The organism is Actinomyces sp. ZJ308 (genome assembly GCF_011752065.1).
Taxonomy (GTDB): Bacteria; Actinomycetota; Actinomycetes; order Actinomycetales; family Actinomycetaceae; genus Actinomyces.
Window position 1 is genome coordinate 125,124 of sequence record NZ_JAAIJY010000001.1, and the last position, 24,049, is coordinate 149,172.

Genomic DNA, 24,049 nt, shown 5'->3' on the forward strand with positions numbered 1-24,049 from the left:
GTGCTCAGGCCTTGATGTACTGGACCACCGAGGGCGGCTCGGCGGACAGCTCCACCAGCTGGGGCACCAGGGTCGTGAAGTGCTCCGAGGCGTTGTGGGCATCGACTGCCGCGTCATCGCGCCACGTCTCAAGCACGACGAAGGAGGTCGCATCGTCCCGGGCCACGCACAGGTCGTAGGCGACGTTGCCCTCCTCCGCCCGTGAGCCCTCGACGAGCTCGGCCGCGAGCACGCGGAACTCCTCGACGGCGTCGGGACGGACGTGGAAGGTGGCGACGATACGGATCATGGGAGTCTCCTGTCTGTGATGAGAAGTGGGCGCTTCACGAGGCCGCGGCCAACTTTCTCACAACATACTGATTCAAGCTGATGGACTGCTCCGCCGCCTCCATCGCCAGACGTCGATGGAGGTCCTCGCCGAGACGCAGCTGAAACTTCCCCGAGTAGTGACGAGTCGATAGCGGCTCCGGCACGACCTCGTCCGAATCGAGTAGGTCAGAGACCACCTCACTGACAAGGCTGCGCAGACCGGACAAGGCGAGCTCGGGAGTGTCAGCAAGCCAAGACAGCGAGGGGAACTCAATGCAGGTGGCCACGAACTCGTCATCCTCCGCTGACCACGTGACGCGGAAGCTGTACCGAGCAGTGTCGATCGTCGTGCTCATTTCTCCGCCTCCTTCTTCTGGACCGCAGTGAGAACCTGTTTGACCTGGTAAGGCTTTGCCTGGCCATGGTCATTCTGGATGTTGACGCGAGGGTCACCGGGCCAAGGAGTCTTGAAGACTGCGTGAGAGCCACCGGTCTTCCGAGGTTCTCCGAAGTAGTGTTCACAGACCTTCATCAGCTCGGTATATGCGATACTGCGTGGATTCTCCTGCATCTTGGCAAGGATCTTCGCAACGCTCGGCATCCCAGAATGATACCACATGCGGTATCAGTCGTGAGGGGTGTCGTGCGTGGCTGCCGGCTCCCAGACAGTCCGGTCGGTGCCCAGCAGGACGGCGAGCCCGATCGGCACCACCATGATGATGGGCGCCATGTAGCGGAACGGCGTGACGGTGGGCGCCGCGATCATGAGCGTCGCCCACAGCAGGATCATGGGGGTGTAGATCGCCACCCACTCGCGCCTGCGGGCGTAGACGAATCCGGTGACGCTCAGCGCCATCACCCACATCCAGGTCCCCTGGCCCGGCGTGGCCTCCATGCCGCGCACGACGGCGTCGCCCACCGGGCGCAGAGGCCTGGGCAGGAGCGAGTGGTTGACCACGCCGGCGCTGGCGTAGCTGCGGATCAGCCGCTCCCGGTCGGCCGGGTGGTTCGAGACCGCGGAGACGAAGCGGGACTGCCCGTCGGTGCGGATCGGGTCGGCGTCGAAGCGCCACAGGTTGGCGGTCTGGATCAGGAAACCGGTGACGAAGGGGCGGGGGCAGGCCACCAGCGCCCGGCCCCAGGCGGAGAGGAACCGGCCGCGGTTAGCATCGAGGTAGGCGGTGTTGAAGGCCTTGGCGTCCTTGACGGGGTCGACGCTGGTGGGCCGGTAGACCTGCTTCCAGACGGCCGGCTCCAGGACGGCGTCGAAGACCCTCCGACTGTCGTCCGGCAGGCAGTCGGGGTCGTGGACCTGGGTGTAGCCGACCATCTGCAAGGGGATTCCCAGCGCCTCCTCGGCATGCGCGGACTGCGCCGTCGTGGCCGGTGGAACGACGATGAGCACCAGGGCGACGGCGCTCGCCGCCACCGCCCGGCGCAGGTGCGCCCGTGACCACCATGCCACCAGAGCCAGGATGACCAGGACCACCGGCAGAGCGTTGTTGCGCATGAGTGCGAAACCGGCCAGCACCGCCACGACCACCATGGCGCCGCGCCCGCTCAGCAGCACCCGCCCGGCGCTGGAACGCACCACCAGCAGCACCGGGATGAGCAGGGTGGCGAACAGGGAGAATGCCGCGTCCTTGACCACGGCGAAGGAGTAGTCGGCCACCAGCGGCATGAGCGCGCAGTAGGCGATGAGGAACCCGCTCACCCGACGTGAGGCGCCTCTGCGGTCCAGGAAGACGACGACGACGCTCACGCAGGCCGCCCACAGCAGCATCTGTCCCACCGACAGCAGCACGACGCCGACCACGTCGCCCCCGACCAGGCGCCCCAGTCGGAACAGGCCCCCGACCGTCAGGGTGTAGGTGATGGGGTGCTGGGCCCCGGCGCCGGTGGGATTGCGCAGGATCCAGGCCGTGTCGTTCATCGAGGCCATCGGCCACAGGTGCGCGTACAGGAGGGACCAGCACACCAGCGGCACCAGGAAGGCCGTCAGCGCCAGGTGCCGGCGGGCCGACCTCCCCGTGCCCGGGGGCACTGCGCCCGGCGTCCCGTCGCCTGACGGTTCGCCGTCGTCGTTGCGGGACCCGCGAGCCCGACGCCGCACGGTGAGGTCGACCAGTGCCAGGAAGCCCCAGCACACGGCGCCGCTGAGAACCAGAGCCGCCAGGAGCCGCACCGGGCTGAAGGCGGTCCTGAGGATCACCCCGGACTCCGGCTGGAACCGACCCACCACCTGGGACGCGGCATCCACCGCCGCGAAGACGGTCGCGAAGAGAGCAGCCACCACCGCCCGACGTCGGCGAGGGCTCCCGCTCAGCGACCCCTGTGAGGATCCCGCCGGGGCGCCGGGACGGTCGGATCGATGGGAGGAGGGCCGGGGCGGCGAAGGCAGTGGCACGGGCGTTGATCTCCAGTCCGGGGACGCATGAGAAGCGCATCAGCACCCGCACCACCGGCAGAATCACCGGCCGAGGCGGGTGCCGCTAGAATAGCGCCTGCTCGGCTCCCGTCCTGATTGGAACCAGGTGGATCTCTCCAACCTCGACATCGCAGCGATCGTCCCGTGCTACAACGAGGAGGGCGCGATCGAAAAGGTCGTCACCGACCTTGTGACGGCCGTTCCCACGATGCACGTCTACGTCTACGACAACTGCTCCACCGACCGCACCGCCGAGGTCGCCGCAGCCGCCGGCGCCATCGTCCGCCGCGAGGAGCGCAAGGGCAAGGGCAACGTGGTCCGCCGGGCCTTCGCCGACGTTGAGGCCGACATCTACGTCATGATCGACGGGGACGACACCTACGAGGCCGCAGCCCTGCCCGGCATGATCGAGACTCTCCTGCAGGGCCCCTACGACCATGTCCTCGGCGTGCGCCGCGACGTGCAGGAGAAGAGCTCCTACCGGCCCGGCCACGAGGCCGGCAACAAGGCCTTCAACCGCCTGACCTCCCGGGTCTTCGGCACCCATGTCACCGACATGCTCTCCGGCTACCGCGTCTTCTCCCGCCGATTCGTCAAGTCCTTCCCCGCCATGAGCCGCGAGTTCGAGATCGAGACCGAGCTGACGGTCCACGCCGCCACCCTGCGCGTGCCCCAGATCGAGGTCCCGGTCGGCTTCAAGGAGCGCGCCGCCGGCACGGAGTCCAAGCTCAACACCTTCTCCGACGGGTTCAAGATCCTGGGCCTCATCGCCCGCCTCGTGCGCGACGAGCGCCCCATCCTCTTCTACGGCACCCTGGGGGTCCTCACCTGGTTCCTCGCCATCGTCCTGGGCGTCCCGATCGTGTGGCACTTCCTGGAGTTCGGCAACGTCCCGCGCTTCCCCACCCTCTTCCTGAGCATCGGTCTGGTGACCCTGGGATTCCTGTGGATGATGCTCGGGGTCATCCAGTCGGGGCTGCGGCGCTCGCGGGCCAACGCCGCCCGCCTGGCCTATCTCACCTACCCACCGGTGCCGTCGGCCGGGGAGGACGGTTCAGTCGGCTAATCTTGTGACATGGGTCCCCGTCGTGCCGTCCGTGCCTGCCTTGTCACATCCCTTGCCCTCATTGCGACCGCCTCGCTGGCGGCCTGCTCATCATCGGCGTCGAAGGCCCAGGCGGTGGCCTCCACCCCAGCACAGACCGCCCCCGTCGGTCCGCCGGCCACCTCGGCCCCCAACACCCAGTGCGAGCAGATGGACGCGGTCCTCGTCGAGGCTCTGGACCAGACTCCCGAGGGGCAGGCGTACACCGGCCTGCCCAAGGGGTCGAACAGTGAGGACGTCCAGTCCGCCTGGAACACGTTCACCCAGGTCCTGGAGACCGACTACCACGCCCGGTTGCAGTCGGCTGCCGGCAGTGACGTCACTGCGGCCAGTGCCGTGACCGCTTTGACCACATACACCACCGCGACCAACCGGCTCGCCGGCGGGCAGATTCCGGAGTTCAAGGATGAGGCGCAGGCCGAGGAGGACATCAAACTGGGACGCACCCCGGAGCCCAACCCCGAGTACCAGAAGACCGTGGAGGCGCGCACCAACGCCCACGTGGAGCTGAGCACCTGCATGCCCCACTGGCCGGTCACCTTCTGACGACCCCGTGCCTGACATCCCGAGGCGCCCCGGCCCGGGCCGGTTGCGGGCCGATCACGGGAAGGGGCGCACGACGTCGGAGGTCATGTTGCCCCAGCCGTAGGAGACCGTGATGTGGTCGACCCGGGCCGGCCGTCCCATCCAGTCGGTGTGGATCACCTGGTCGCCTCCCAGATAGATGGCCACGTGAGTGACCACACCGTTGGAGGTGTAGAAGATGAGGTCGCCGCGCTGGCGCTGGCTCAGCGGTACGTGCATCATCTGCGGGTGCCGGTAGAGCTCCTGGGAGGTGCGGTAATCGGGCCATCCATGCTTGATCACGTTGATCGGCTGCGGGTCGAGCCCCGCCCTGTAGAGGGACTGGAGCACCAGCCCCGAGCAGTCAAAACCCAGACCGTAGGGGCCTGCCCCACCCCATGTGTAGCTGGAGCCGATCTGGTTCCAGGCGTAGCCGATCATGGCCTCGATACGCTCGCCGCGGGTCGCGCTCAAGGATGTGGGGGGCTCCTGGTGCTGGTCCACCCACCAGGAGAAACCCGTGTTGAGCGCGTTCCAGGTCGACTCGTCCACCACTCCGGTCTGGGGCAGACCCGCTCGGCGCTGGAAGTTGCGTACCGCTGAGACGAAGGACGCGTCAACGCTGGCGAGCTTGGTGGAGTGCCACAGACCCAGGCGCTGCTGAACGATACGAACCTTGACGCCGTTCATCCCCCAGGTGAGTGCGTTGGTCGACCATCCCAGAGGGGTGATCGATGCGACCGGCTGCAGGTAGCCCGACGGCGCCTGATAGCCGATCCACGCCCCGGACGGGGCGAAGGACTGTGAGGTGCCGTTGATGGTGCGCGTCCCGGTCACCATGGCCCCGCTGCCCGGGTCCAGGTAGTACCAGGTGGCCCCGTCCTTGAGCCAGTCCGTGGCCATCGCCCCACTGGTGGGGTTGAGGTAGTACCAGCTGCCGCCCACCTGGAGCCATCCGGTGGCCATGGCGCCCGAGCTCTGCAGGTAGAACCAGTGCCCGCCCGTACTCAGCCATCCGGTGGCCATGATGCCGGTGGTGGGGTTGAGGTAGTACCAGGTGCCGGCGTCCTGGACCCAGCCGTGGGCGCGTACGCCGCTGGGGTGGTAGAAGCGCCAGCCGTCGGCCTGTTGGAGCCAACCGGTGACCATGGCGCCGTTGCTGCGCATGAAGTAGGTGGCGCTGCCGTCGATGAGCTCGCCGGTGGCCATGATGCCGGTGGTGGGGTCGAGGTAGTACCAGGTGCCGGTGTCCTGGACCCAGCCGGTCGATCGGGCTCCGGAGGCGGCCAGGTGGTACCAGGACTGTCCGTCCTTCCACCAGCCGGTCAGCATGTTCCCGTCGTCGTCGAATCGGTAGACCGCACCGTTGATCCGGGCCCAGCACGACCGTGCGAGGCTGCCGTCCTTGCTCCGCCACTGCCACCTCTGACCGACGGCGACCCAGCTGCCCGTACCGGTGAGATCCGTGATGCCGTCGGCCGGAGCAGCAGGGGGTCTCCGTTCGGGGGCGGCCGCCCCGTCCTCAGCGTTCGCCCGGTCTTGCGCCTCGGGGGAGGCGGTCTCAGACGGCTCAGCAACGGGTTTGTCATGCGGAGTAGCCGACGGCTCGGCGTCAGGGGCGGCGGCGGTGGCTGCAGGGGGAAGGGGCGTTGCCGTCTCCTGCGCCTCGGGAGACTCGGCGGCCCAGGCGTGGGCCGTGATGGGCGCCGGCAGGCCGACGACGGCCGGTCCTGTCAGGGCGATGGGGAGAAGCATGAGCATGCCGGTGCGCACCGTTGCGCCATGTGGAGTTTTCACAGGACACAGAATACCGCCTGGACAATCACTGTGTATTGTCCAGGCGGCTGTCGGGAGTGGTTGGGTGAACCGACGGTTCTGGTGGTCGTCAGGCAGTCACTTCGCCGGGCGGTCACTGCCCCTGGGCGGCGTACTTGGCCTCGACCTCGGCCTTGAGCGGGCGCCACCAGGACTCGTTGTCCCGGTACCAGTCGATGGTCGCCTGCAGGCCGGAGCGGAAGTCGGTGAACTTCGGGGACCAGCCGAGCTCCTGGACCAGCTTGGAGTTGTCGATGGCGTAGCGCATGTCGTGGCCGGGGCGGTCGGCGACGTGCTCGTAGTCGTCGGGCGCGTACCCCATGAGCTCCAGGATCAGCTCGACGACCTGCTTGTTGTTCTTCTCGCCGTCGGCGCCGATGAGGTAGGTCTCGCCAATGCGGCCCTTCTCGATGATGTCCCACACGGCGTCGTTGTGGTCCAGGACGTGAATCCAGTCGCGCACGTTCTCGCCGGCGCCGTAGAGCTTGGGGCGCACGCCGTCGATGAGGTTGGTGATCTGGCGGGGGATGAACTTCTCGATGTGCTGGTAGGGCCCGTAGTTGTTCGAGCAGTTGGAGATCGTGGCCTCCACGCCGAAGGAGCGGACCCAGGCGCGCACGAGCAGGTCGGAGCCGGCCTTGGACGAGGAGTAGGGGGAGGAGGGGTTGTAGGGCGTCGTCGGCTCGAACTTGGCCGGGTCGTCCAGCTCCAGGTCGCCGTAGACCTCGTCGGTGGAGATGTGGTGGAAGCGCGTCTTGTGACGCCGCGCCGCCTCCAGGAGGGTGAAGGTGCCCACGAGGTTGGTCTGAATGAAGGGGGAGGGGTCGCGCAGCGAGTTGTCGTTGTGGGACTCGGCCGCGAAGTGGACGACGACGTCGGCGTCGGCCACGAGCGGATCGACGACGTCGGCGTCGGCGATGTCCCCGACGACGAGGCTGACGCGGTCGTCGAGGTCCGCCAGCGAGCCCTTGTTCCCGGCGTAGGTGAGCTTGTCCAGGACGGTGACGGTGGCGTCGGGGTAACGCACCAGGGTCTGGTGGACGAAGTTGGCGCCGATGAAGCCGGCGCCTCCGGTGATAAGGACGTGCATAGAACTCGCTCCGATGAGTGGGAACTGCGGGCGCTGGGCGCCCATCATGGCCGACGCCATCATGCCACAGGATCGTGCGGGAGCTCGCGGGAGCGTATGGGAGCCCGCGGGGGCTGCGTCGTCCGCCCGCTCGCGCCCTGCGGGCTGATTTCGTCCGCGGTGGCGAAATCAGATTGCAACGGAGGAGCCGTGGCGTGGCGAAACCTTGATCTGTCAAGAAAAAGATGCGATCTGCAGGGCGATGAGGGCGGTGGAGGGGTCCGGGGGAGGGGCGATCGCAGTCAAGCTCTCCAAAATTATCAGTAAACTATCATTAATCTCTCGGAAACTATTCAGGAATTAAATATCGTCCATCTCGAGGGAGCGGCGTCGGCAGCTGCGGTGGTGAGGCTCGATCGGCGCCAGTCGGCATCACCCCAAAGGAATCCCATGAAAGTCCCTCGCGCTCTCGGCCGCGTCCTCCCTCGCTGCGGCAATCGCCTCAGGCGTGCTCACAGTGGTTGTCGTAGTCGCCTGCTCTCCTACCGGGTCACGGGGCTGATCGCCCTGACTCCGCTCCTCCTGTCAGGCCTGGTCCCCGTGGCCGGTGCCGCGCCCGGGGCCGGTGACTCCGGTGCCTCGACCGGAGAATCCGGCAGTGCTTCCGGCAGTGCTTCTAACAGCGCTCCCGCCGATGGGACCGCGGGACAGGCCGACGGCCCAGCCCCGGTCCAGATCCTCGACCTGACCACCTCCAGCGGACAGGCCACCGAGGTCGCCCAGTCGGGTCTCGACGACGTCCAGACCTCCACGGACTCAGGATCCGGTGACGGCTCCTCGACGGATGTCGAGGCATCGACGCCGTCGGCTGAAGGAGCGGGCAGCACGGGCGGCGGCGCATCGGTGCGCCCCGCGCTGGCACCCGGCGCGGGCGGCACCGTTCGCCAGGCCGTCGCCCGGAGCGTCGGCGCGACCGGAGGTCCGCTCCCCTCGATCCTGCCCGCCGCCACCGACCCGCAGGCGGATGCCACGCTCCTGACCGACCCGCTCGAGGTCGACCGCTTCCTCGTCGCAGGTTTCACCTGGTCCGGCGGCGCCGACCTCCCCGAAGGCGTACGCATCTACCTGCGTGTCCGCGAGAACGGAACCTGGAGCCCCTGGTACCTCAACGAGGCGGCCGACTCCGGACGCGACGACCGCGCCACCTCCGGAACCGGCGAGTTCGTCACCGGCGGGGCCGACGCGATCCAGGCCTCCGTCGTCGGAGGCTCGCTGCCCGCAGACCTGAAGCTGGCCCTCGTGCCCTCCCAGCCGCAGGGGGAGGAGGTCCTGGACGCGGGTGACCTCAAGACCACCGAGGCCGCGCCGACCCCGGTCATTGAGGACGCCGACGCCGCCTCAACACTCCAGCCCGGGGCGGCGGGAGGCTCCACCGAGCCGGCCGCCCACTCGGCGCCGGCGGTGACGACGCCGTTGATCACGCCCGCGGCCCTCCAGGCATCGGCGCCGACCGCGGGCGCTGCGCAGGCCGCCCTGCCGGCCGTCCTGCCGGTCGCGACGACCGCCAACGGCCTGCCGGTGCCGGTCACCACCCGGGCGGAGTGGGGCGCCAACCCCTCCTACATGAGCTGGGACCCCGACTACGCGAGCGCCGGCCACGTCGTCGTCCACCACACCGCGGGGACCAACAGCTACTCCGCCGGGCAGTCCGCCTCCATCGTGCGGGGCATCTACTACTACCACGCGGTCACCCTGGACTGGGGCGACATCGGCTACAACTTCCTCATCGACAAGTACGGCACCGTCTTCGAGGGGCGCTCCGGCTCGGCGGCGGCACCCGCCGGCCGGATGAGCGTCGGTGCGCACGCCCGAGGCGTCAACACCGGCACCATGGGCCTGTCCATGATGGGCGACTACAGCAGCGTCAGCCCCTCGGACGCACAGCTGAGCTCCGTGGGCAAGATGGCCGGCTGGTTCCTCAAGCGAGCCGGCATCACGGACGCCAACGGCTGGGCGGGCCTGCACGTGTGGACCACCGAGCGCTACCAGGCCGGATCCACCATCTCGATGCCCCGCATCCTGGGGCATCGTGACGTCGGCTACACCACCTGCCCCGGAAACGTCGGCTACTCCAAGCTCGGCACGATCCGCACCATCGCGCAGCAGCAGATCAACGGTGCCGGCGGCTGGAAGGCCGAGTCGGGCTCCTGGTACTACCTGGGGGCCAGTGGTGCCAAGGTCACCGGGTGGGTCAATGACTCCGGCAGCTGGTACTACCTGGATCCCGCCAAGGGTGGGGCCATGGCCACGGGCTGGCTTCGCGACGCCGGCGGCTGGTACTACCTGGATCCCGCCAAGGGCGGGGCCATGGCCACGGGCTGGCTTCGCGACGCCGGCAGCTGGTACTACCTGAAGTCCGACGGCGCCATGGCCACCGGCTGGTTGCGAGGCCCCGGTGGGTGGTTCTACCTGGATCCCGCCAAGGGTGGGGCCATGGCCACGGGCTGGGTCAGTGATGCCGGCAGCTGGTACTACCTGAAGTCCGATGGCGCCATGGCCACCGGGTGGGTCAGTGACGGCGGCGGCTGGTATTACCTGGATCCCGCCAAGGGTGGGGTCATGGCCACGGGCTGGGTCAGTGACGGCGGCAGCTGGTACTACCTGAAGTCCGACGGCGCCATGGCCACCGGCTGGGTCGCCGATGCCGGCAACTGGTACTACCTGGACGGCTCCAAGGGCGGGGCCATGGCCACCGGCCGCGTGAAGATCGAGGGCCGCTGGTCCACCTTCGCCCCCGGCGGCGCCTGGCAGGGCTACGAGGGCCTGCACCCGGTCCTGGCATCGCCCACCGCGAGCCGGCAGCAGGTCATTGCCACGATGGTCTCCACCTATAACGGCTCGGGTCACGCCTACCCGTCCGATGTCCTGTCCAAGGGAGGGGCCGCCACGGCCCAGAGCTTCTTCACCACTGTCTACGACGAGGCGGTTGCTGAGGGTGTCAGCCCCGAGCTCCTCTTCGCCCAGGTGATGAAGGAGACCGCCTGGCTCCAGTTCGGAGGCGACGTCTCGGCCCAGCAGTTCAACTTCGGAGGGCTGGGAGCCACCGGTGGGGGAGCCGCGGGCGCCTCCTTCCCGAATGTCCAGACCGGGCTGCGCGCCCAGGTCCAGCACCTGAGGGCCTACGCCGACGCGGAGGCCACCCCCCAAAAGCTCTCCCGCTCGCTGGTCGACCCCCGCTTCACCTATGTGCGCAAGGGATCAGCCGTCTACGTCGAGCACCTGGGCATTCAGGAGAACCCCCAGCGCACCGGCTGGGCCACCGCCCGCAACTACGGTAACGACCTGGCGGCCATGATCGACCGGTACTTCGGGTAGACGCGCTGGCCTAACGGGGTCGGTGCAGACTCGGTGCAGACTCGGTGCAGACTCGGTGCAGACATCGACTCAGGCACCGATCACGGCGGGGTCGGGCTCTCTCATGGGGAGTCCGACCCCGCTTCCTGCTCGCCGGAATCGGTGCGTGCGGTGCCGGGCGTGAGAGACTGACGCCGCGACCATTGCACGGATCGGCCTCTACCCCGGTGTTGACCCGTAACGCCGGCGTTGACCCACAACACCAGCGTCTGCTCGTGACACCGGTGCTTGCCTGTTCTGATTCGCTTGCTCTGACCAGCTCTGCCGGGGGAGGACCCACGTGACCCGAGGAAATCGCGGAATCATCTACTTCCACTTCGATCCTCACGACCGTGTCCGCGACTACGTCCCCCGTGCTCTGGCCTCCCTGCGCCCCCACGCGGACCACATCCTGGTGGTCTCCAACTCGCCCATCAGCGACGCCGACCGGGCCCGGCTGGAGGACACCTGCGACGAGGTTCTTGAGCGCCCCAACGAGGGGCTCGACGTCGGGGCCTACCGCGCGGGCCTGGAGCACCTCGGCTGGGACCGGCTCGCGGACTTCGACGAGATCATCCTGACCAACCACACCTACTACGCCCCCGTGCGGCCCTGGGAGGACGTCCTCGCCCGGGCCGAGGACTGGCGCGACATCTCCTTCTGGGGCATGACGGAGCACGACACCATGCGCCCCCACCCCTTCCTCGCCAGGCGCGAGCTGCCCCGCCACATCCAGTCCCACTGGATCGCGGTGCGCCGCAGGCTCCTGACGGACCCCGCCTTCCGGGAGTACTGGGAGCAGATGCCGCGGGTCGCCTCCTACCGCGACTCCATCCAGTGGCACGAGTCGCGCTTCACCGACTACTTCAACGGCCTCGGCCACACCTGCGAGGTGGCCTTCCCGGTGGACCGCTACAGCTCGGACAACCCGGCCATCGAGGAGGCCCCCGCGCTGCTGGCCGACGGTTGCCCCCTGCTCAAGCGCCGAGCCTTCTTCCACGACCCGCTCCACCAGGACCGGCAGGCCGTCGTCGGCGGGGACCTGCTGACCGCCGCCGCGCAGGCGGGCTACGACGAGGACCTCATCCTGTCCGACGTCGTCCACACCGCGGCCGCCCGCGACCTCATCGTCAACGCCGGACTCACCGAGGTCATCACCGATGTCAACCCAGAGGTCGGCCCGAAGACCGCCCCGGAACCCGTTCAGGCGCAGTCGCCGGCGCCGGAGCCCTCGGGCTGCGTCGTCGTCCACGTCCCGGCCGGAAGGGAGGGGATCGAGCGTGCCGAGGCGGATCGCCTCCCGGAGCGCCTGGCGAACCTGCCGGCGCACTGGCGAATGGTGGTCACCTCTCCCGCACCGCTCGATACCGCCGACCTGGAGCGCGTCACCGGGCGTCGGGCGAAGGCCGATGACGCCGAGCCCGGGGAGGGCGGGGAGCCCGGCGTCGCCTTCCGCACGGTTCGCGACCTCGACCCGCGCGGCACCATCGCCTTCCTCACCGAGTGCGACGACCTGTGGGATCCCGAGCGCGTGCAAGACGCCGGGGCCGAAGGAGCCGACGGTGTCGACGGGGCCGGCGGTGTCGACCTGGTTCTCGCGATCAACGCCGGGCCCCTGTCCGGCTCGGCGGGGCGAGCCGACGACGTCGCCCGCCGTCAGGTCCTGGACTGCCTGCTCGCCTCGCCGGGGTACGTGACCGGTCTCATCGGCCTCTTCACACGCCACCCCAGCCTCGGTGTGGTCATGCCCTCCGACTGCCACATCGGCCAGCCCCACGGCGGTCCCCAGTGGGACGGCCTGGCCGGCGCCGCCGAGGCACTGTCCCGCCGGCTCGGTCTGACGGCGGCCCTGGACCCGATCGCCCCGGCGACGCCGGTCGGCGCCATGTTCCTGGCCCGCCCCGAGGCGCTGCGCACACTGAGTGAAGGGGCCAAGGAGCTCGTGCGCCTGACCGAGCAGGCCGCCGCCGGCCCCGAGCAGGCGGTGGAGCGCCTGCGGCGCGCCCGCGCCGCCGAGGTGCTCGAGCGGCTGACCGTCTACGCGGCCATGTCCAGCGGCTTCCACCCCCGCGAGGTTCTCACCCCCGCCTGGGCCGGGCGGCTCTACGGCTCCCTGACGTACAAGCAGCGGGCCGTCACCGTGGACCTGCCGGACTACGCCGACGAGCAGGTGAGGTTCCTCCAGGCCCGGTTCGGTCCCAGGGCCGGCCTCGGGCCGCGAGTGCGCTCCTACGTCGATGTGCGTCACCCGGAGGTGGCCGGCGCCCTCAAGCCCGCCTATCGCTACGTCACCGATGGGGGGAGAGACGTGGCCGACGGCGTCAAGGGTGCCGCAAGGTCCTTCAGCGGGCACCTGCGTCACCGGTGGTCCCTGCGGCCCGGCTCCGACTCGTGACGAGCCTCCCGCCCGTCCACGTCGTCCCCAGCTCGTCGCACGACGTCCACCTGTTAGGATTCTGAGCCATGGCAAAGACAGTTCTCGTCACTGGAGCCGGCGGTTACATCGGCCGCCACGTCGTCACCGCGCTGCTGAAGCGGGGCCTGGCTGTCAAGGCCCTCGACCTGCGGCTCGACGGCGTCGACGACCGAGCCGAGAAGCTCTCCCTGGACCTCTTCTCCGGCGACGCCGACATCTACGACCAGATGGGACGCCCCGACGTCGTCCTGCACATGGCCTGGCGTGACGGCTTCAAGCACGCCTCCCACGCGCACCTGGACGACCTGGCCAAGCACTTCCACCTCATCGAGAACCTCTACGCCGGCGGACTGCCCCAGCTCGCCGTCATGGGCACCATGCACGAGGTCGGCTACTGGGAGGGCGCCATCGACGAGACCGCCCCCTGCAACCCGGCCTCCCTCTACGGCATCGCCAAGAACGCCCTGCGCGAGGCCACCTTCCTGTCCGCCCAGGCGCACGACGCCGTCGCCCAGTGGATCCGGGCCTACTACATCGTCGGTGATGACAAGTTCGGCAACTCCATCTTCTCCAAGCTCCTGACAGCCGCGGAGGAGGGGCGCACCACCTTCCCCTTCACCACTGGCAAGAACCGCTACGACTTCATCTCCGTGGACGGCCTGGGTGAGCAGATCGCCGCGATCGTCGATCAGAGCGAGGTCGACGGCATCATCAACGCCTGCACCGGCGAGCCCATGACCCTGGCCGAGCGTGTTGAGGCCTACATCCGGGACAACGACCTGGGCATCACCCTGGAGTACGGGGCCTTCCCGGACCGGCCCTACGACTCGCCCGGCGTGTGGGGCGATCCGACGAAGATCCGCCGTATCCTCGCCTCAGGCGCGAGCTGACGCGCCCTGAGAGACGGCATCATTCCTCCGTTCTTCCTTCTGCCGCGTTAAGCGGCCCGAACCACTGCCCAGAAGGGACATCATGGCAACGCTTGGCGAGGACCCGAAGCGACTCGGGATCTTCTTCTTCTTCGATGCCCAGGGCATCGTGGACTCCTATGTGGAGACCCTGCTCGCCGATATGGTGAAGAACCTCTCCGAACTGGTCATCGTCGTCAACGGCGAGCTGACCGCCAAGAGCTATGCCAAGCTGAGCGTCTTCACGGACAACATCATCCTGCGGGAGAACAAGGGACTGGACGTCTGGGCCTACAAGACGGCCCTGGACTCCTACGGCTGGAAGAGGCTCGCCGAGTTCGACGAGGTCGTCCTGTTCAACGCCACCATCATGGGACCGGTCTATCCCTTCGAGGAGATGTTCACCGAGATGGCCGGCCGGAACATCGACTTCTGGGGCATCACCTGGTTCCACGAGGTCGCCTTCGACCCCTTCGGCTACGCCCTTGAGGGCTACCTGCCCCGTCACCTCCAGTCCCACTTCCACGCCTACCGCCGCTCCCTGGTCACCTCCAAGGCCTTCCAGGACTACTGGGACGAGATGCCCGAGATCAACGGCTACGAGCAGTCGGTGGGCCTGCACGAGGTGCCCTTCACCCAACGATTCGAGCGTCTCGGCTTCAAGTCCGACGTCTACGTCAACACCGAGGATCTGGAGGGCTTCACCTTCTGCCCGATTCTCTTCGCCCCGGTCGAGATGATCAGGGACAAGCGCTGCCCCATCTTCAAGCGCCGCTCCTTCTTCCGCCCCTACGACGACGTCCTGAACCAGTCCGTGGGTGAGTCCAGCGCCGAGCTCTACGCCTACCTGCGCGATCACACGGACTATGACACGAACCTCATCTGGGACAATGCTCTGCGCTCGATGAACATGGCGGACGTGGTGAAGAACCTCCAGCTCACCTACGTCCTGCCCACGCAGGCGGTCGTCCGCGAGCCCAGGAAGCAGAAGGTCGCTCTCATCGCGCACCTGTACTACATGGAGCTGGTCGAGCCCACGCTCAAGTACATCCGCAATATGCCCGAGGGCATCGACATCTTCCTGAGCACCTCCAGCCCGGAGAAGGTGGAGCAGGTCAGGGCCGTCTGCGAGGGGCTGCCCTACAACATCGAGGTGCGCCTCGTGGAGAACCGAGGACGCGACGTCGCCCCCTTCCTCGTGGCATGGAAGGACGTCGTCCAGAACTACGACGTCGTGTGCTACACCCACGACAAGAAGGTCACTCAGCTCTACCCGTACTCGGTGGGCGACGGCTTCGCCTACAAGTGCTTCGAGAACCTGCTGCCCACACGCGACTTCGTCAAGAACGTCATCGCCACCTTCGGCGCCGAGCCGCGCCTGGGCTTCCTGGCTCCCACGGCGCCGAACCACGCCGACTACTTCCCGGTCTACAGCTTCGGCTGGGGGCCCAACTTCGACCGCACCAAGGCGCTCCTGCACGAGCTGGGGCTCGACGTCCCCCTCGACCCGGGTAAGGAGCCCATCGCCCCGCTGGGGTCCATGTTCTGGTTCCGTCCCAAGGCCCTCAAGCCGCTGTTCGACCACGACTGGCAGTGGGAGGAGTTCCCGCCCGAGCCCTGCCCCGTCGACGGCACCATCATGCACGCCATCGAGCGCGCCCACGGGTACGTCGCCCAGGGATCCGGCTACTACTGCGGCTGGCTCTTCTCCGACTCCTTCGCCAGCATCGAGCTGACGAACCTGTCCTTCTACGTGCGCGACCTGACCTCAGCCATCGGCGACTACTGGGGCAGGGGCACGGAGATGCGGATGGTGGCAATGATCCGGGACCAGCGGACCACCCGTCAACGGATCAAGGACAGCGTCAAGGAGCAGGCCAAGGGGGTCAAGGGAAAGGTGGGGCCGTGGGTGCCGGCTCCGCTGAAAGTGCCGATGAAAACCGTGTACCGCAAAGTTAGAGGTATCGTGAGATGAGTGAGGCCGCAGCACCGGTGGCCACCACGCAGCCGGCCGCGCCCGGAAAGAGGAAGAGACCCAGGATCTTCTACCTGGACCTCATTCGGGCGCTGGCCACTGTGCTCATCGTGCTGACCCACTTCAACTTCCACCTCCGTGACCATGGGGGCGGGTACGTTCTGACATTCCAGCCCTTCGGTATCTATGTGGGTGCCCTGGGCGTCTCGCTCTTCCTCATCATCTCCGGCGCGGCCCTGACCCTCACCTACCGGCGGCCGATCAACCTCAAGCGCTTCTACTGGAAGCGCTTTCTCAACATCTACCCGATGTTCTGGACCGCCTGGGTCCTGGGAACGCTCTACTACGTCCTCATCTACAACGGACGGCCGCCCAACGCCGCCCCGGCGCGATCCTTCATCTTCACTCTGCTGGGGGTCGACGGGCTCGTCTCCAGCTTCGGCGTCACCACGATGTACCTGCTGGGCGAGTGGTTCCTCGGCTTCATCCTCCTGTACTACGTCGTCTTCCCGCTCCTGCTGTGGGCCATCGACCGCTTCCCGGTCATCACCGGTCTCGTGCTCCTGGCGGCCTACGTCGCGACCGTGGTCATCATGCCGCGCTACTTCCCGGGCTACCCCTCGGCCATGATCCTCACCACCAGGCTCCCCGAGCTGGCCTTCGGCAGCTACTTCGTCCTCTACGTGCGTCGGACTCACTGGGCCACAGTCATTCCCGCGGCGGCGGTCCTGGCCGTCTCAGCCCTGTTCCCCGAGCAGATCCCCGAGGACGTGGGTACCACGATCGTGGGGATCTCGGCCTTCCTCATCCTCGTGGTCGTCGGCCGCTACGTGGCGATCCAGCCGGTGCGGGCCTTCGTCAGCCTCATCGCGAAGTACTCCTACCCGATCTTCCTCGTCCACCACGTGGTGATCTGGCAGGTGATTCAGCGAATCGACGTCTACGGGTTCTTCCCGATCCAGCGCTACATGCTGTTGGCCGCCGAGTGCGTCATTATCCTCGCCCTGTCCGTGGGGCTGGTGAAGGTCTCCGATATCGTCGTCGACTTCTTCACCAAGGCCTTCAAGGGGATGAGCTGGCGACCCGAGGTCTCCGAGGCCGAGCGCTGAGATCTCCTTCCTGATCACCGATAGTGGCGTGCGACCCGCCGGCGTGTCGAAGGCAACGGCATCTGCCGACACCATCGGCTCCGGCAGCGCTGAGAATAGTGATGAGGTCATTGCGTGACGTGTGCGAGCACGTCCCGTCGACCCGACTCGACTAACCAAGGGAGACCCTCGTGACCCGTACCTGCCTCGTGACAGGTGGTGCCGGATTCATCGGCTGCGCGATCTCGCATGACCTGGCCGACGCCTTCGATCGCGTCGTGGCCCTGGACAACATGCACCCGCAGATCCACCCGTCCCAGGAGCGCCCCGCCGAGCTCGACGATCGTGTGGAGCTCCGCCGCCTGGACGTCGCCGTCGCCGACGACTGGGACTCCCTTCTGAACGATACGGCCCCGGACGCCATCGTCCACCTGGCCGCGGAGACCGGGACCGGCCAGTCCCTCACCGAGGCCTGCCGCCACGCGAGCGTCAACGTCGTCGGCACCACCCAGATGCTCGACGCACTCGTGCGCCACGAGATGCGCCCGGAGAAGATCGTCCTGGCCTCCTCCCGAGCCGTCTACGGGGAGGGGCGGTGGACCGACGCCGAGGGACGCCCCTCCTATCCCGGCCAGCGCACCCACGCGATGCTCGAGGCCGGGCAGTGGGACTTCGCGGGACTGACCCCCTCGGTCCAGTCCTCCACCACCGTCAAGGCCTCCCCGGCCAACGTCTACGCCGCCACCAAGTTCTGCCAGGAGAACCTCGTGACCTCATGGTGCGGCTCCTTCGGCGTGACTCCGGTGCTCTACCGGCTCCAGAACGTCTACGGCCCCGGCCAGTCCCTCATCAACCCCTACACCGGCATCGTCTCCCTCTTCGCCCGCCTGGCCAGGGCCGGCCGGTCCATCCCGGTCTACGAGGACGGCCGGATCGTGCGGGACTTCGTCTTCATCGACGACGTCGCATCCGCCATCGTGGCCGGTGTCCTGCGCTCACCGGCCGCTGTCGAGCCCTACGACATCGGCCTGGGGGAGCGCACCACCATCATGCAGGTGGCTCAGGCCATCGCCGATCGCTACGGGGCGCCCGCCCCGCACGTGACCGGCCAGTTCCGCGACGGCGACGTGCGCGCCGCCTGGGCCGATACCGCCCGCGCCCGCCAGGCGCTGGGCTGGGAGCCCAGGGTGGGGGTCACCGAGGGCATCAACCGGTTGTGCGACTGGATCGATGCCCAGGCTGACGCCTCCGCGGACGCGCCGGCCGATACGTTCCCTGCGGCATCCACCGACGCCGCGACGGAGGTGTGAACCCATGAAACTCTCTCAGCTTCTCCGCTCGGAGGACGCCCGACAGACGCTGGACCTCACTCTGCGCCTGACCCAGCGCTCGGTCTCCTCCGAGTTCAAGGGCACGACGCTGGGACGCCTGTGGTCCTTCATCAACCCCTTGGCCACGATCGCCATCTTCGCCCTCATCTTCGGCGTCGTCTTCCGCGGCGGTGTGGAGCCGGGACACAATTCCGGGATCGACTCCTTCGCGCTGTGGATCGGCATCGGCGTGCTCAGCTGGACCTTCTTCTCCAGCGGCATCATGTCCTCCATGAACGCCCTCGTGGCCAACTCGGGCCTGCTCACGAAGGTCTACTTCCCCCGTCAGGTCCTCATCTACTCGGCGGTCCTGTCCCTGGCCGTGGACTTCGCCTTCGAGCTGCTCGTGCTCATCATCATCGCCATGATCATGGGAGGCCCCGGAGTCCTTCTCATGATTCCGGCGCTGCTCGTCGTCACCCTGCTGGCCGGCATGTTCGCCGTCGGGCTGGGGCTCATCCTGTCCATCGCCACCGTCTACTTCCGGGACCTGGGCCACCTGTGGCAGATCTTCAACCAGATCTGGATGTACGCCTCCGGCGTCGTCTTCCCCCTGACCATGCTCGACGGCGTCCAGAACCGCCTCTTCGACGCCGGTTGGCAGATCAACGGGGCGCCGATCCCCATCACGACGATTGCCCGGCTCAACCCCGCCGAGACCTACCTCGAGGCCTTTCGATCCTGCCTGTACGACTTCGCCCTGCCCTCCCTGCCCGTCTCTCTGGCCTGTCTCGGCTGGGCGGTCGTCATGCTGACGCTGGGCATGGTCTTCTTCCGCCGGCACTCGGCGAGCATCGTTGAGGAGCTCTGAAACCTAAGATGACCGCATCCACCGGATCCTCCGCATCATCACTCACGTCGTCGGCGCAGGTCGCCGCAGCGTCCTCGAGCGCACCGGCCGTGCGCATCGAGGACGTCTCCAAGCGCTTCCGCATCTACCACCACCGCAACCAGTCCCTCAAGGGCGCCATTCTGCAGCGCAGCCGCGGCGTCTACGAGGACTTCTGGGCGCTGAAGGACATCACCTTCGACATCCCCGAGGGCAGGACCTTCGGACTCATGGGGCACAACGGCTCGGGCAAGTCCACCCTGCTCAAGTGCATCGCCAAGATCCTGGCCCCCAACTCCGGCTCCATCACCGCCCGAGGGCGCATGGCCGCCATGCTGGAGGTCGGCTCCGGCTTCCACCCCGAGCTCTCCGGACGCGAGAACATCTTCCTCAACGGCGCCATCCTGGGGATGAGCCGCAAGGAGATCGAGGCCAAGTTCGACGACATCGTCGACTTCTCCGGAGTCGGTGAGTTCATCGACCAGCCGGTGAAGAACTACTCCTCGGGCATGTACGTGCGCCTGGGATTCTCCGTGTCCATCCACGTCGAGCCCGAGATCCTCCTGGTCGACGAGGTCCTGGCCGTGGGCGACATGGAGTTCCAGGAGCGGTGCATGGACAAGTTCGCCGAGTTCCGCGAGGACGGCCGCACCGTCGTCGTCGTCTCCCACGGGCTGGAGCAGATGCGCACCTTCTGCGACGAGGTCGCCTGGCTCGACCACGGCCGCCTCAAGGAGGTCGGACCGGCCCCCGAGGTCATCGACAAGTACTCCGACCTCACCCACGGGGCCAAGAAGGTCAAGGACGGCATCGGCACCCGCTTCGGCAGCGGCGAGGCCCAGATCAGCCGCATTGAGCTGCTCGACCGCACGGGCAGGTCGGTCAGCTCCATGCGCACCGGGGACGAGGCCACCATCCGCCTGCACTACCGCTGCGAGGAGACGATCGAGAAGCCCGTCTTCGGCTGCTCCATCGACACCCGTGAGGGCTTCTTCGCCTGGGGCCTGCACGGCCTCGACGACGGTTTCCAGCCCGAGAGGATCGAGCCGGGCGAAGGCACCGTGGACATCACCATCCCCGCGATGATGCTGCGTCCCGGCGCCTACCTCATCTCCGGGTCCATCCAGCCCTGGCAGCTCTCCAGCGTCATCGACGCCTACCAGAAGGCCACCGCCTTCGACATCACCCCGGGACCGCGTATGGAGTCCGGAGGCCTGGTGGCCCTGGGCGCCCACTACGAGCGGATCACTCCGCCACGTCCCATGGTCGAGGTCGCCAGGACGGACTGAGGGCCCGGCGGGGCGGGCTGCTGCTCAGCCCCGCCGTATCCTCTTGACCCCCTGCGCCACGGTGCGGAAGAAGGGCTTGACCGTGGCCTCGAGGTGGTCGATCTTCGCCTTGGTCTCATGGGCCTGGAGCAGGATGTGACGGATCGACTCGTGCAGGTCGCCGATGGTGAAGCGCAGGGAGTGCACGGCGTCATTGAGCTGCGCGACGGACTGGGTCAGGTACGCGTTCTGATGGTCCAGCTTCTCCTCGTGCTGGCGCAGGCGCTCCTCGAGCCGGTGGAAGTACTCCGCCGAGACCAGCATGACGCCCAGGTTCTCGGGCTCGGCCGGTCCACTCTGCGAGGAGGAGTCCTCGGCTCCGGCACCCTCCAGGGACAGCCGGGCGTAGCGGTCCCGGATGGCGAGGTTGTCGGTGCGGTGGTTGACGGCATCGACGACGACGGAGTTGCCCACCGACTCGTCGGTGGAGTCGCGGTGGTGCCAGTGCGCCAACGGCTCGCCGTCGATGAAGCCGACCGGGGAGGTCGCCAGCAGGCGCAGGTTGAAGTCCCAGTCGGCCTGGGTCAGCAGGTTACCGTCCCAGTGGCCGATACGGTCCGCCACCTCACGGCGAATGAGCTGGGAGATCGGCGGCACGTAGTTGGCCACCATCGTGTCGATGAGGGTCCAGCTCTCCTTGTCCGGTGCCAGCACCCCCCGGTTGATCTCGGTGAGTCCCTCCTCGGTGACGGTCTCGGCGACCAGGTCGCAGCGCGTCGCCACGGCCCCGTGGCCGGGGTGCTCATCGAGGTGGGCCACGCAGGCCGCCAGGAAACCGGGCTCCCAGGAGTCGTCGTCGTCGTGGATGGCGAAGAACTCGCAGGCGGAGGCGGCCAGGCCGTCCTCCAGGGCGGCCTCACGACCGTGGGAGGCCTCGTTGGTGACGACCGTGGTGCGCTCCCGCAGCCACTCGGGCGCGCTCTCCAGCGCCTCGTCGACCGGCTCGCTCTCACCGGCGTCGTTGACGATGACCAGCTCGAGGTCCTGGAAGGACTGCGCCCCGACCGACTGGACCGCTCGATTGAGCATCAGGGGGCGGTTACGGGTACGGGTCACCACCGTGACTCGCGGGGCTCGTGCGGCTTGTCCAGCCATCTTCGGGGGTCCTCCTCGATCCGGTCATAGGCACATGACGTGTCTCATGACGCCGCCGAACGGCTCGGGGCCTTCCGGCTACGTCTCAGTTCCGTAACTCTAGCGGGTGGGGCGCGATCGGCGCAGTCGAGCGCCGCAATCAGCGGCGTCTCAGTGACTCCCGACGCCTTGATGAGGCGCCCGAGCGACGACGCAGCTCGCGTGGCAGGCCGGCGAGCGCCTGAACGAGCCCCGTCATCACCGGGCCGCGTCGTGGACCGCGCACACCTCGCACCAGCGTGCGGGCCAGTGCCTGCACCACCACCCGGGCCGGGCCGTGGGCGGCGGAAACCAGGATGCGGTTGCGGGCGTTGACCCGGATGAACATCGGTGAGTCGGTGCCCGAGGACGAGGCGTGCTCGTGGCGCACCACCGCATCACGCACGTAGACGACCCTCCAGCCGTGCTCGTGCAGGCGCCAGGAGAGGTCGGTGTCCTCGTAGTACATGAACAGGTCCTCACGGAACCCGCCCAGGGCCTGCCACGCCTCGCGCCGGATCGCGCAGGCGCCCCCGCACAGGCCGAAGACCGGGCTGGGGGAGTGCTCCTGATCGGCGGGCACCAGCCAGTCGCGGTCGTAGCCGTTGCCGGAGGCGTCCACGAGGTTGCCCGTGGAGTTGACCAGAACCTCGCCCTCGCCGCGGGCGGCCTCCTCGTCACTGACGCGCGTCCACCTGCCGGTGCGCGGTGAGACCAGCGCGTCCTCACCCGGACCGGCCGGCCTCCAACGTCCGGCCAGCAGGATGCGCGCCGTCGCCGCGGCCGGTGCCGAGCTCGACCTCGCCCGAGAAGAGGTCCGCCGGTCGGGCTCCTCCTCGGGCTCGTCCAGTGCTGTCGGTGCCGTCGGCGGATCGCTCAGCGGCCCCAGGATCGCCTCGAGGAAGCCGGGCTCGGCCACCGCGTCATTGTTGAGCAGGACGAGGACGTCCTCGTCCATGCCCCGGGCCCCGAGGTTGACCCCCGCGCCGAAGCCCAGGTTCTCGCTCGACTCGACCACCGTCAGGCCCTCCCGGCTCAGGCGCTCGACCGATCCGTCCATAGAGGCGTTGTCCACGACGACGAGCGCGTCACCGCTCCCCAGCTGCTCGGAGATCGAGCGCGCCGCCCGGATCGTCAGCTCGGGCCGGCGCCAGTTGACGATGACGACGCGGGCCGAGGGGCGGCGCACGAGCTGCGTCACACCGCACCCCCGATGAGGGCGTGGTAGACCTCCGTGTGCGCGGCGGCGCAGGCCTCCCAGGTGAAGGTGCGGGCGCGCTCCCGGCCCGCCTGAGCCAGCTCGTCGTGAGCCGGGCCGATGGCCTCGGCGAGCCGGCTCGCGATCTCGCGCGGCGAGGCGGGGTCGGCCAGCAGACCGGCCTCCCCGGTGATCTCGGCCATGCTGGTTCCGGTGCTGGTGACCACGGGAGTCCCGTAGGCCATGGCCTCCAGGACCGGCAGACCGAAGCCCTCCCAGATGGAGGGGAAGGCGAAGGCCCGCGCGCCGCTGTAGGCGGCCGCCAGCTCGTCGTCGTCGAGCCTGCCGGTGACGTGGACCCGATCACCCAGGCGCGTCAGCAGATCGCGCTCGACGGCGTCGTCGCCCCACCCCGCCGGGCCGACCAGGACCAGGTCGAGGTCGCCGGCGTCGTCGTGCTCCTCGATGAGGAGCGCGAAGGCCCGCAGCAGGCCCAGCAGGTTCTTGCGGGGCTCGCGCGTGCCCGTCCACAGGATGTAGTCGCGCCCCAGACCACGCGTGGCGCGGAAGGTCTCGACCTGGCTGTCGGTGACGGTGCGGGTGCGCACACCGTGCGGGATGACGTAGAGGCGGGCGGCGTCGATTCCGGCCGCGATGCAGTCGTCGGCTGTGGCCTGTGAGGGGACGATGATGGCACTCGCCTCGGTGATGACGCGTTCCAGCGAGCGGTTGAAGTAGGCGTTGCCTCGGGGCGTGAAGTGCTCGGGGGCGCGCAGGAAGGCCAGATCGTGCACGGTGACGGCCAGTGGCAGCGCGGTGGTGGGCAGGGCCCAGGTGGTGGCGTGGATGAGCTGGGCTCCGGGCAGGATGGACTCGGCCCGTGGCAGTCCCAGGCGGTTCCAGGACTCGTACAGGGCGGTGCGCGGCAGGTGGGAGTGGCGCATCGGCATGGGGGGCAGACCCACCTCCCGGGGGGAAGGGGCCGCCTGGTGACGGGCGGCGATGCCGGCCACTGGGACCTGCCGGGCGCGCAGTGCCCTGGTCAGCTCGACGATATAGGTGCCCGAGCCCCCCGGGACGGGCTGCCACAGCTGCTCGACCACCATGCCGACCCGCGGGCCGCGGGGGCGGCCGGGATGGC

General features: G+C 68.2%; 19 protein-coding genes. 10 read left to right on the top strand and 9 right to left on the bottom strand.

Going from position 1 to position 24,049, the window contains the following annotated elements; translation table 11 throughout:
- Positions 1–4: 4 nt before the first annotated feature.
- Genes HCR68_RS00545 through HCR68_RS00560 form a run of 4 tightly spaced genes read right to left on the bottom strand, consistent with a single transcriptional unit; the run spans position 5 to position 2,602 of the window.
- The gene (locus HCR68_RS00545; protein ID WP_167145182.1) at positions 5–289 is read right to left on the bottom strand and encodes a putative quinol monooxygenase; all 285 of its coding nucleotides are present in this window, start codon (positions 287–289) and stop codon (positions 5–7) included.
- A 34-nt stretch (positions 290–323) separates the two neighbouring features.
- On the bottom strand, positions 324–665 hold the full coding sequence (locus HCR68_RS00550; RefSeq protein WP_167145184.1) for a type II toxin-antitoxin system HicB family antitoxin: 342 nt from the start codon (positions 663–665) through the stop codon (positions 324–326).
- Complete coding sequence (locus HCR68_RS00555) at positions 662–910, bottom strand: toxin HicA (protein WP_167145186.1); 249 nt, start codon at positions 908–910, stop codon at positions 662–664. The genes HCR68_RS00550 and HCR68_RS00555 overlap by 4 nt, the downstream gene beginning before the upstream one ends.
- A gap of 24 nt (positions 911–934) precedes the next feature.
- Complete coding sequence (locus HCR68_RS00560; RefSeq protein ID WP_243858830.1) at positions 935–2,602, bottom strand: DUF6020 family protein; 1,668 nt, start codon at positions 2,600–2,602, stop codon at positions 935–937.
- A 241-nt stretch (positions 2,603–2,843) separates the two neighbouring features.
- Here HCR68_RS00560 and HCR68_RS00565 point away from each other — a divergent pair, with 241 nt between their 5' ends.
- A complete protein-coding gene (locus HCR68_RS00565; protein WP_167145190.1) occupies positions 2,844–3,803 on the top strand; it encodes a glycosyltransferase in 960 nt (319 codons plus the stop codon).
- Between the two features lie 9 nt (positions 3,804–3,812).
- Positions 3,813–4,388, top strand: a complete 576-nt coding sequence (locus HCR68_RS00570) for a hypothetical protein (protein ID WP_167145191.1) — start codon at positions 3,813–3,815, stop codon at positions 4,386–4,388.
- 54 nt (positions 4,389–4,442) lie between these two features.
- On the opposite strand, the gene HCR68_RS00575 is transcribed toward HCR68_RS00570, so the two are convergent.
- Positions 4,443–6,167, bottom strand: coding sequence for an NlpC/P60 family protein (locus tag HCR68_RS00575; RefSeq protein WP_243858844.1), 1,725 nt, complete (start codon positions 6,165–6,167; stop codon positions 4,443–4,445).
- A gap of 148 nt (positions 6,168–6,315) precedes the next feature.
- Positions 6,316–7,311 (bottom strand): dTDP-glucose 4,6-dehydratase, encoded by a 996-nt coding sequence (gene rfbB, locus HCR68_RS00580; protein WP_167145193.1) that lies wholly within the window; start codon positions 7,309–7,311, stop codon positions 6,316–6,318.
- A gap of 429 nt (positions 7,312–7,740) precedes the next feature.
- Between rfbB and HCR68_RS00585 the strand changes: the two genes are divergently transcribed.
- The 8 genes from HCR68_RS00585 to HCR68_RS00620 all read left to right on the top strand — a co-directional run bounded on the left by HCR68_RS00585 (position 7,741) and on the right by HCR68_RS00620 (position 20,558).
- Complete coding sequence (locus tag HCR68_RS00585; protein WP_167145195.1) at positions 7,741–10,665, top strand: N-acetylmuramoyl-L-alanine amidase; 2,925 nt, start codon at positions 7,741–7,743, stop codon at positions 10,663–10,665.
- A 319-nt stretch (positions 10,666–10,984) separates the two neighbouring features.
- On the top strand, positions 10,985–13,078 hold the full coding sequence (locus HCR68_RS00590; protein ID WP_167145197.1) for a rhamnan synthesis F family protein: 2,094 nt from the start codon (positions 10,985–10,987) through the stop codon (positions 13,076–13,078).
- Between the two features lie 68 nt (positions 13,079–13,146).
- The gene (locus HCR68_RS00595) at positions 13,147–13,989 is read left to right on the top strand and encodes an NAD(P)-dependent oxidoreductase (RefSeq protein ID WP_167145199.1); all 843 of its coding nucleotides are present in this window, start codon (positions 13,147–13,149) and stop codon (positions 13,987–13,989) included.
- Positions 13,990–14,071: 82 nt separating this feature from the next.
- Positions 14,072–15,982, top strand: coding sequence for a rhamnan synthesis F family protein (locus HCR68_RS00600; RefSeq protein WP_167145201.1), 1,911 nt, complete (start codon positions 14,072–14,074; stop codon positions 15,980–15,982).
- Positions 15,979–17,091 (top strand): acyltransferase, encoded by a 1,113-nt coding sequence (locus tag HCR68_RS00605; RefSeq protein ID WP_167145203.1) that lies wholly within the window; start codon positions 15,979–15,981, stop codon positions 17,089–17,091. Before HCR68_RS00600 ends, HCR68_RS00605 begins: the two co-directional genes overlap by 4 nt.
- A 170-nt stretch (positions 17,092–17,261) precedes the next feature.
- Positions 17,262–18,380 carry an NAD-dependent epimerase/dehydratase family protein gene (locus HCR68_RS00610; RefSeq protein WP_167145205.1) on the top strand — a complete coding sequence of 373 codons (1,119 nt, stop codon included), beginning with the start codon at positions 17,262–17,264 and terminating at the stop codon, positions 18,378–18,380.
- A 4-nt stretch (positions 18,381–18,384) separates the two neighbouring features.
- Positions 18,385–19,251, top strand: a complete 867-nt coding sequence (locus HCR68_RS00615; RefSeq protein WP_167145207.1) for an ABC transporter permease — start codon at positions 18,385–18,387, stop codon at positions 19,249–19,251.
- 8 nt (positions 19,252–19,259) lie between these two features.
- Positions 19,260–20,558 (top strand): ABC transporter ATP-binding protein, encoded by a 1,299-nt coding sequence (locus HCR68_RS00620; protein WP_167145209.1) that lies wholly within the window; start codon positions 19,260–19,262, stop codon positions 20,556–20,558.
- 24 nt (positions 20,559–20,582) lie between these two features.
- On the opposite strand, the gene HCR68_RS00625 is transcribed toward HCR68_RS00620, so the two are convergent.
- From HCR68_RS00625 to HCR68_RS00635, 3 genes are all read right to left on the bottom strand, one after another.
- The gene (locus HCR68_RS00625; RefSeq protein ID WP_167145211.1) at positions 20,583–21,692 is read right to left on the bottom strand and encodes a glycosyltransferase family A protein; all 1,110 of its coding nucleotides are present in this window, start codon (positions 21,690–21,692) and stop codon (positions 20,583–20,585) included.
- Between the two features lie 139 nt (positions 21,693–21,831).
- A complete protein-coding gene (locus tag HCR68_RS00630) occupies positions 21,832–22,911 on the bottom strand; it encodes a glycosyltransferase family 2 protein (protein WP_167145212.1) in 1,080 nt (359 codons plus the stop codon).
- Positions 22,908–24,014: a glycosyltransferase family 1 protein gene (locus HCR68_RS00635; RefSeq protein ID WP_167145349.1), complete on the bottom strand. Its 1,107-nt coding sequence runs from the start codon at positions 24,012–24,014 to the stop codon at positions 22,908–22,910. The genes HCR68_RS00630 and HCR68_RS00635 overlap by 4 nt, the downstream gene beginning before the upstream one ends.
- Between the last annotated feature and the right edge of the window lie 35 nt (positions 24,015–24,049).

What these genes read in the sequence shown, in the direction of transcription:
- HCR68_RS00545 (WP_167145182.1), bottom strand. Translation starts at nt 289, where the DNA reads ATGATCCGTATCGTCGCCACCTTCCACGTCCGTCCCGACGCCGTCGAG.
- HCR68_RS00550 (WP_167145184.1), bottom strand. Translation starts at nt 665, where the DNA reads ATGAGCACGACGATCGACACTGCTCGGTACAGCTTCCGCGTCACGTGG.
- HCR68_RS00555 (WP_167145186.1), bottom strand. Translation starts at nt 910, where the DNA reads ATGCCGAGCGTTGCGAAGATCCTTGCCAAGATGCAGGAGAATCCACGC.
- HCR68_RS00570 (WP_167145191.1), top strand. Translation starts at nt 3,813, where the DNA reads ATGGGTCCCCGTCGTGCCGTCCGTGCCTGCCTTGTCACATCCCTTGCC.
- HCR68_RS00575 (WP_243858844.1), bottom strand. Translation starts at nt 6,167, where the DNA reads ATGCTCATGCTTCTCCCCATCGCCCTGACAGGACCGGCCGTCGTCGGC.
- rfbB (WP_167145193.1), bottom strand. Translation starts at nt 7,311, where the DNA reads ATGCACGTCCTTATCACCGGAGGCGCCGGCTTCATCGGCGCCAACTTC.
- HCR68_RS00585 (WP_167145195.1), top strand. Translation starts at nt 7,741, where the DNA reads ATGAAAGTCCCTCGCGCTCTCGGCCGCGTCCTCCCTCGCTGCGGCAAT.
- HCR68_RS00595 (WP_167145199.1), top strand. Translation starts at nt 13,147, where the DNA reads ATGGCAAAGACAGTTCTCGTCACTGGAGCCGGCGGTTACATCGGCCGC.
- HCR68_RS00600 (WP_167145201.1), top strand. Translation starts at nt 14,072, where the DNA reads ATGGCAACGCTTGGCGAGGACCCGAAGCGACTCGGGATCTTCTTCTTC.
- HCR68_RS00605 (WP_167145203.1), top strand. Translation starts at nt 15,979, where the DNA reads ATGAGTGAGGCCGCAGCACCGGTGGCCACCACGCAGCCGGCCGCGCCC.
- HCR68_RS00615 (WP_167145207.1), top strand. Translation starts at nt 18,385, where the DNA reads ATGAAACTCTCTCAGCTTCTCCGCTCGGAGGACGCCCGACAGACGCTG.
- HCR68_RS00620 (WP_167145209.1), top strand. Translation starts at nt 19,260, where the DNA reads ATGACCGCATCCACCGGATCCTCCGCATCATCACTCACGTCGTCGGCG.
- HCR68_RS00625 (WP_167145211.1), bottom strand. Translation starts at nt 21,692, where the DNA reads ATGGCTGGACAAGCCGCACGAGCCCCGCGAGTCACGGTGGTGACCCGT.
- HCR68_RS00635 (WP_167145349.1), bottom strand. Translation starts at nt 24,014, where the DNA reads ATGGTGGTCGAGCAGCTGTGGCAGCCCGTCCCGGGGGGCTCGGGCACC.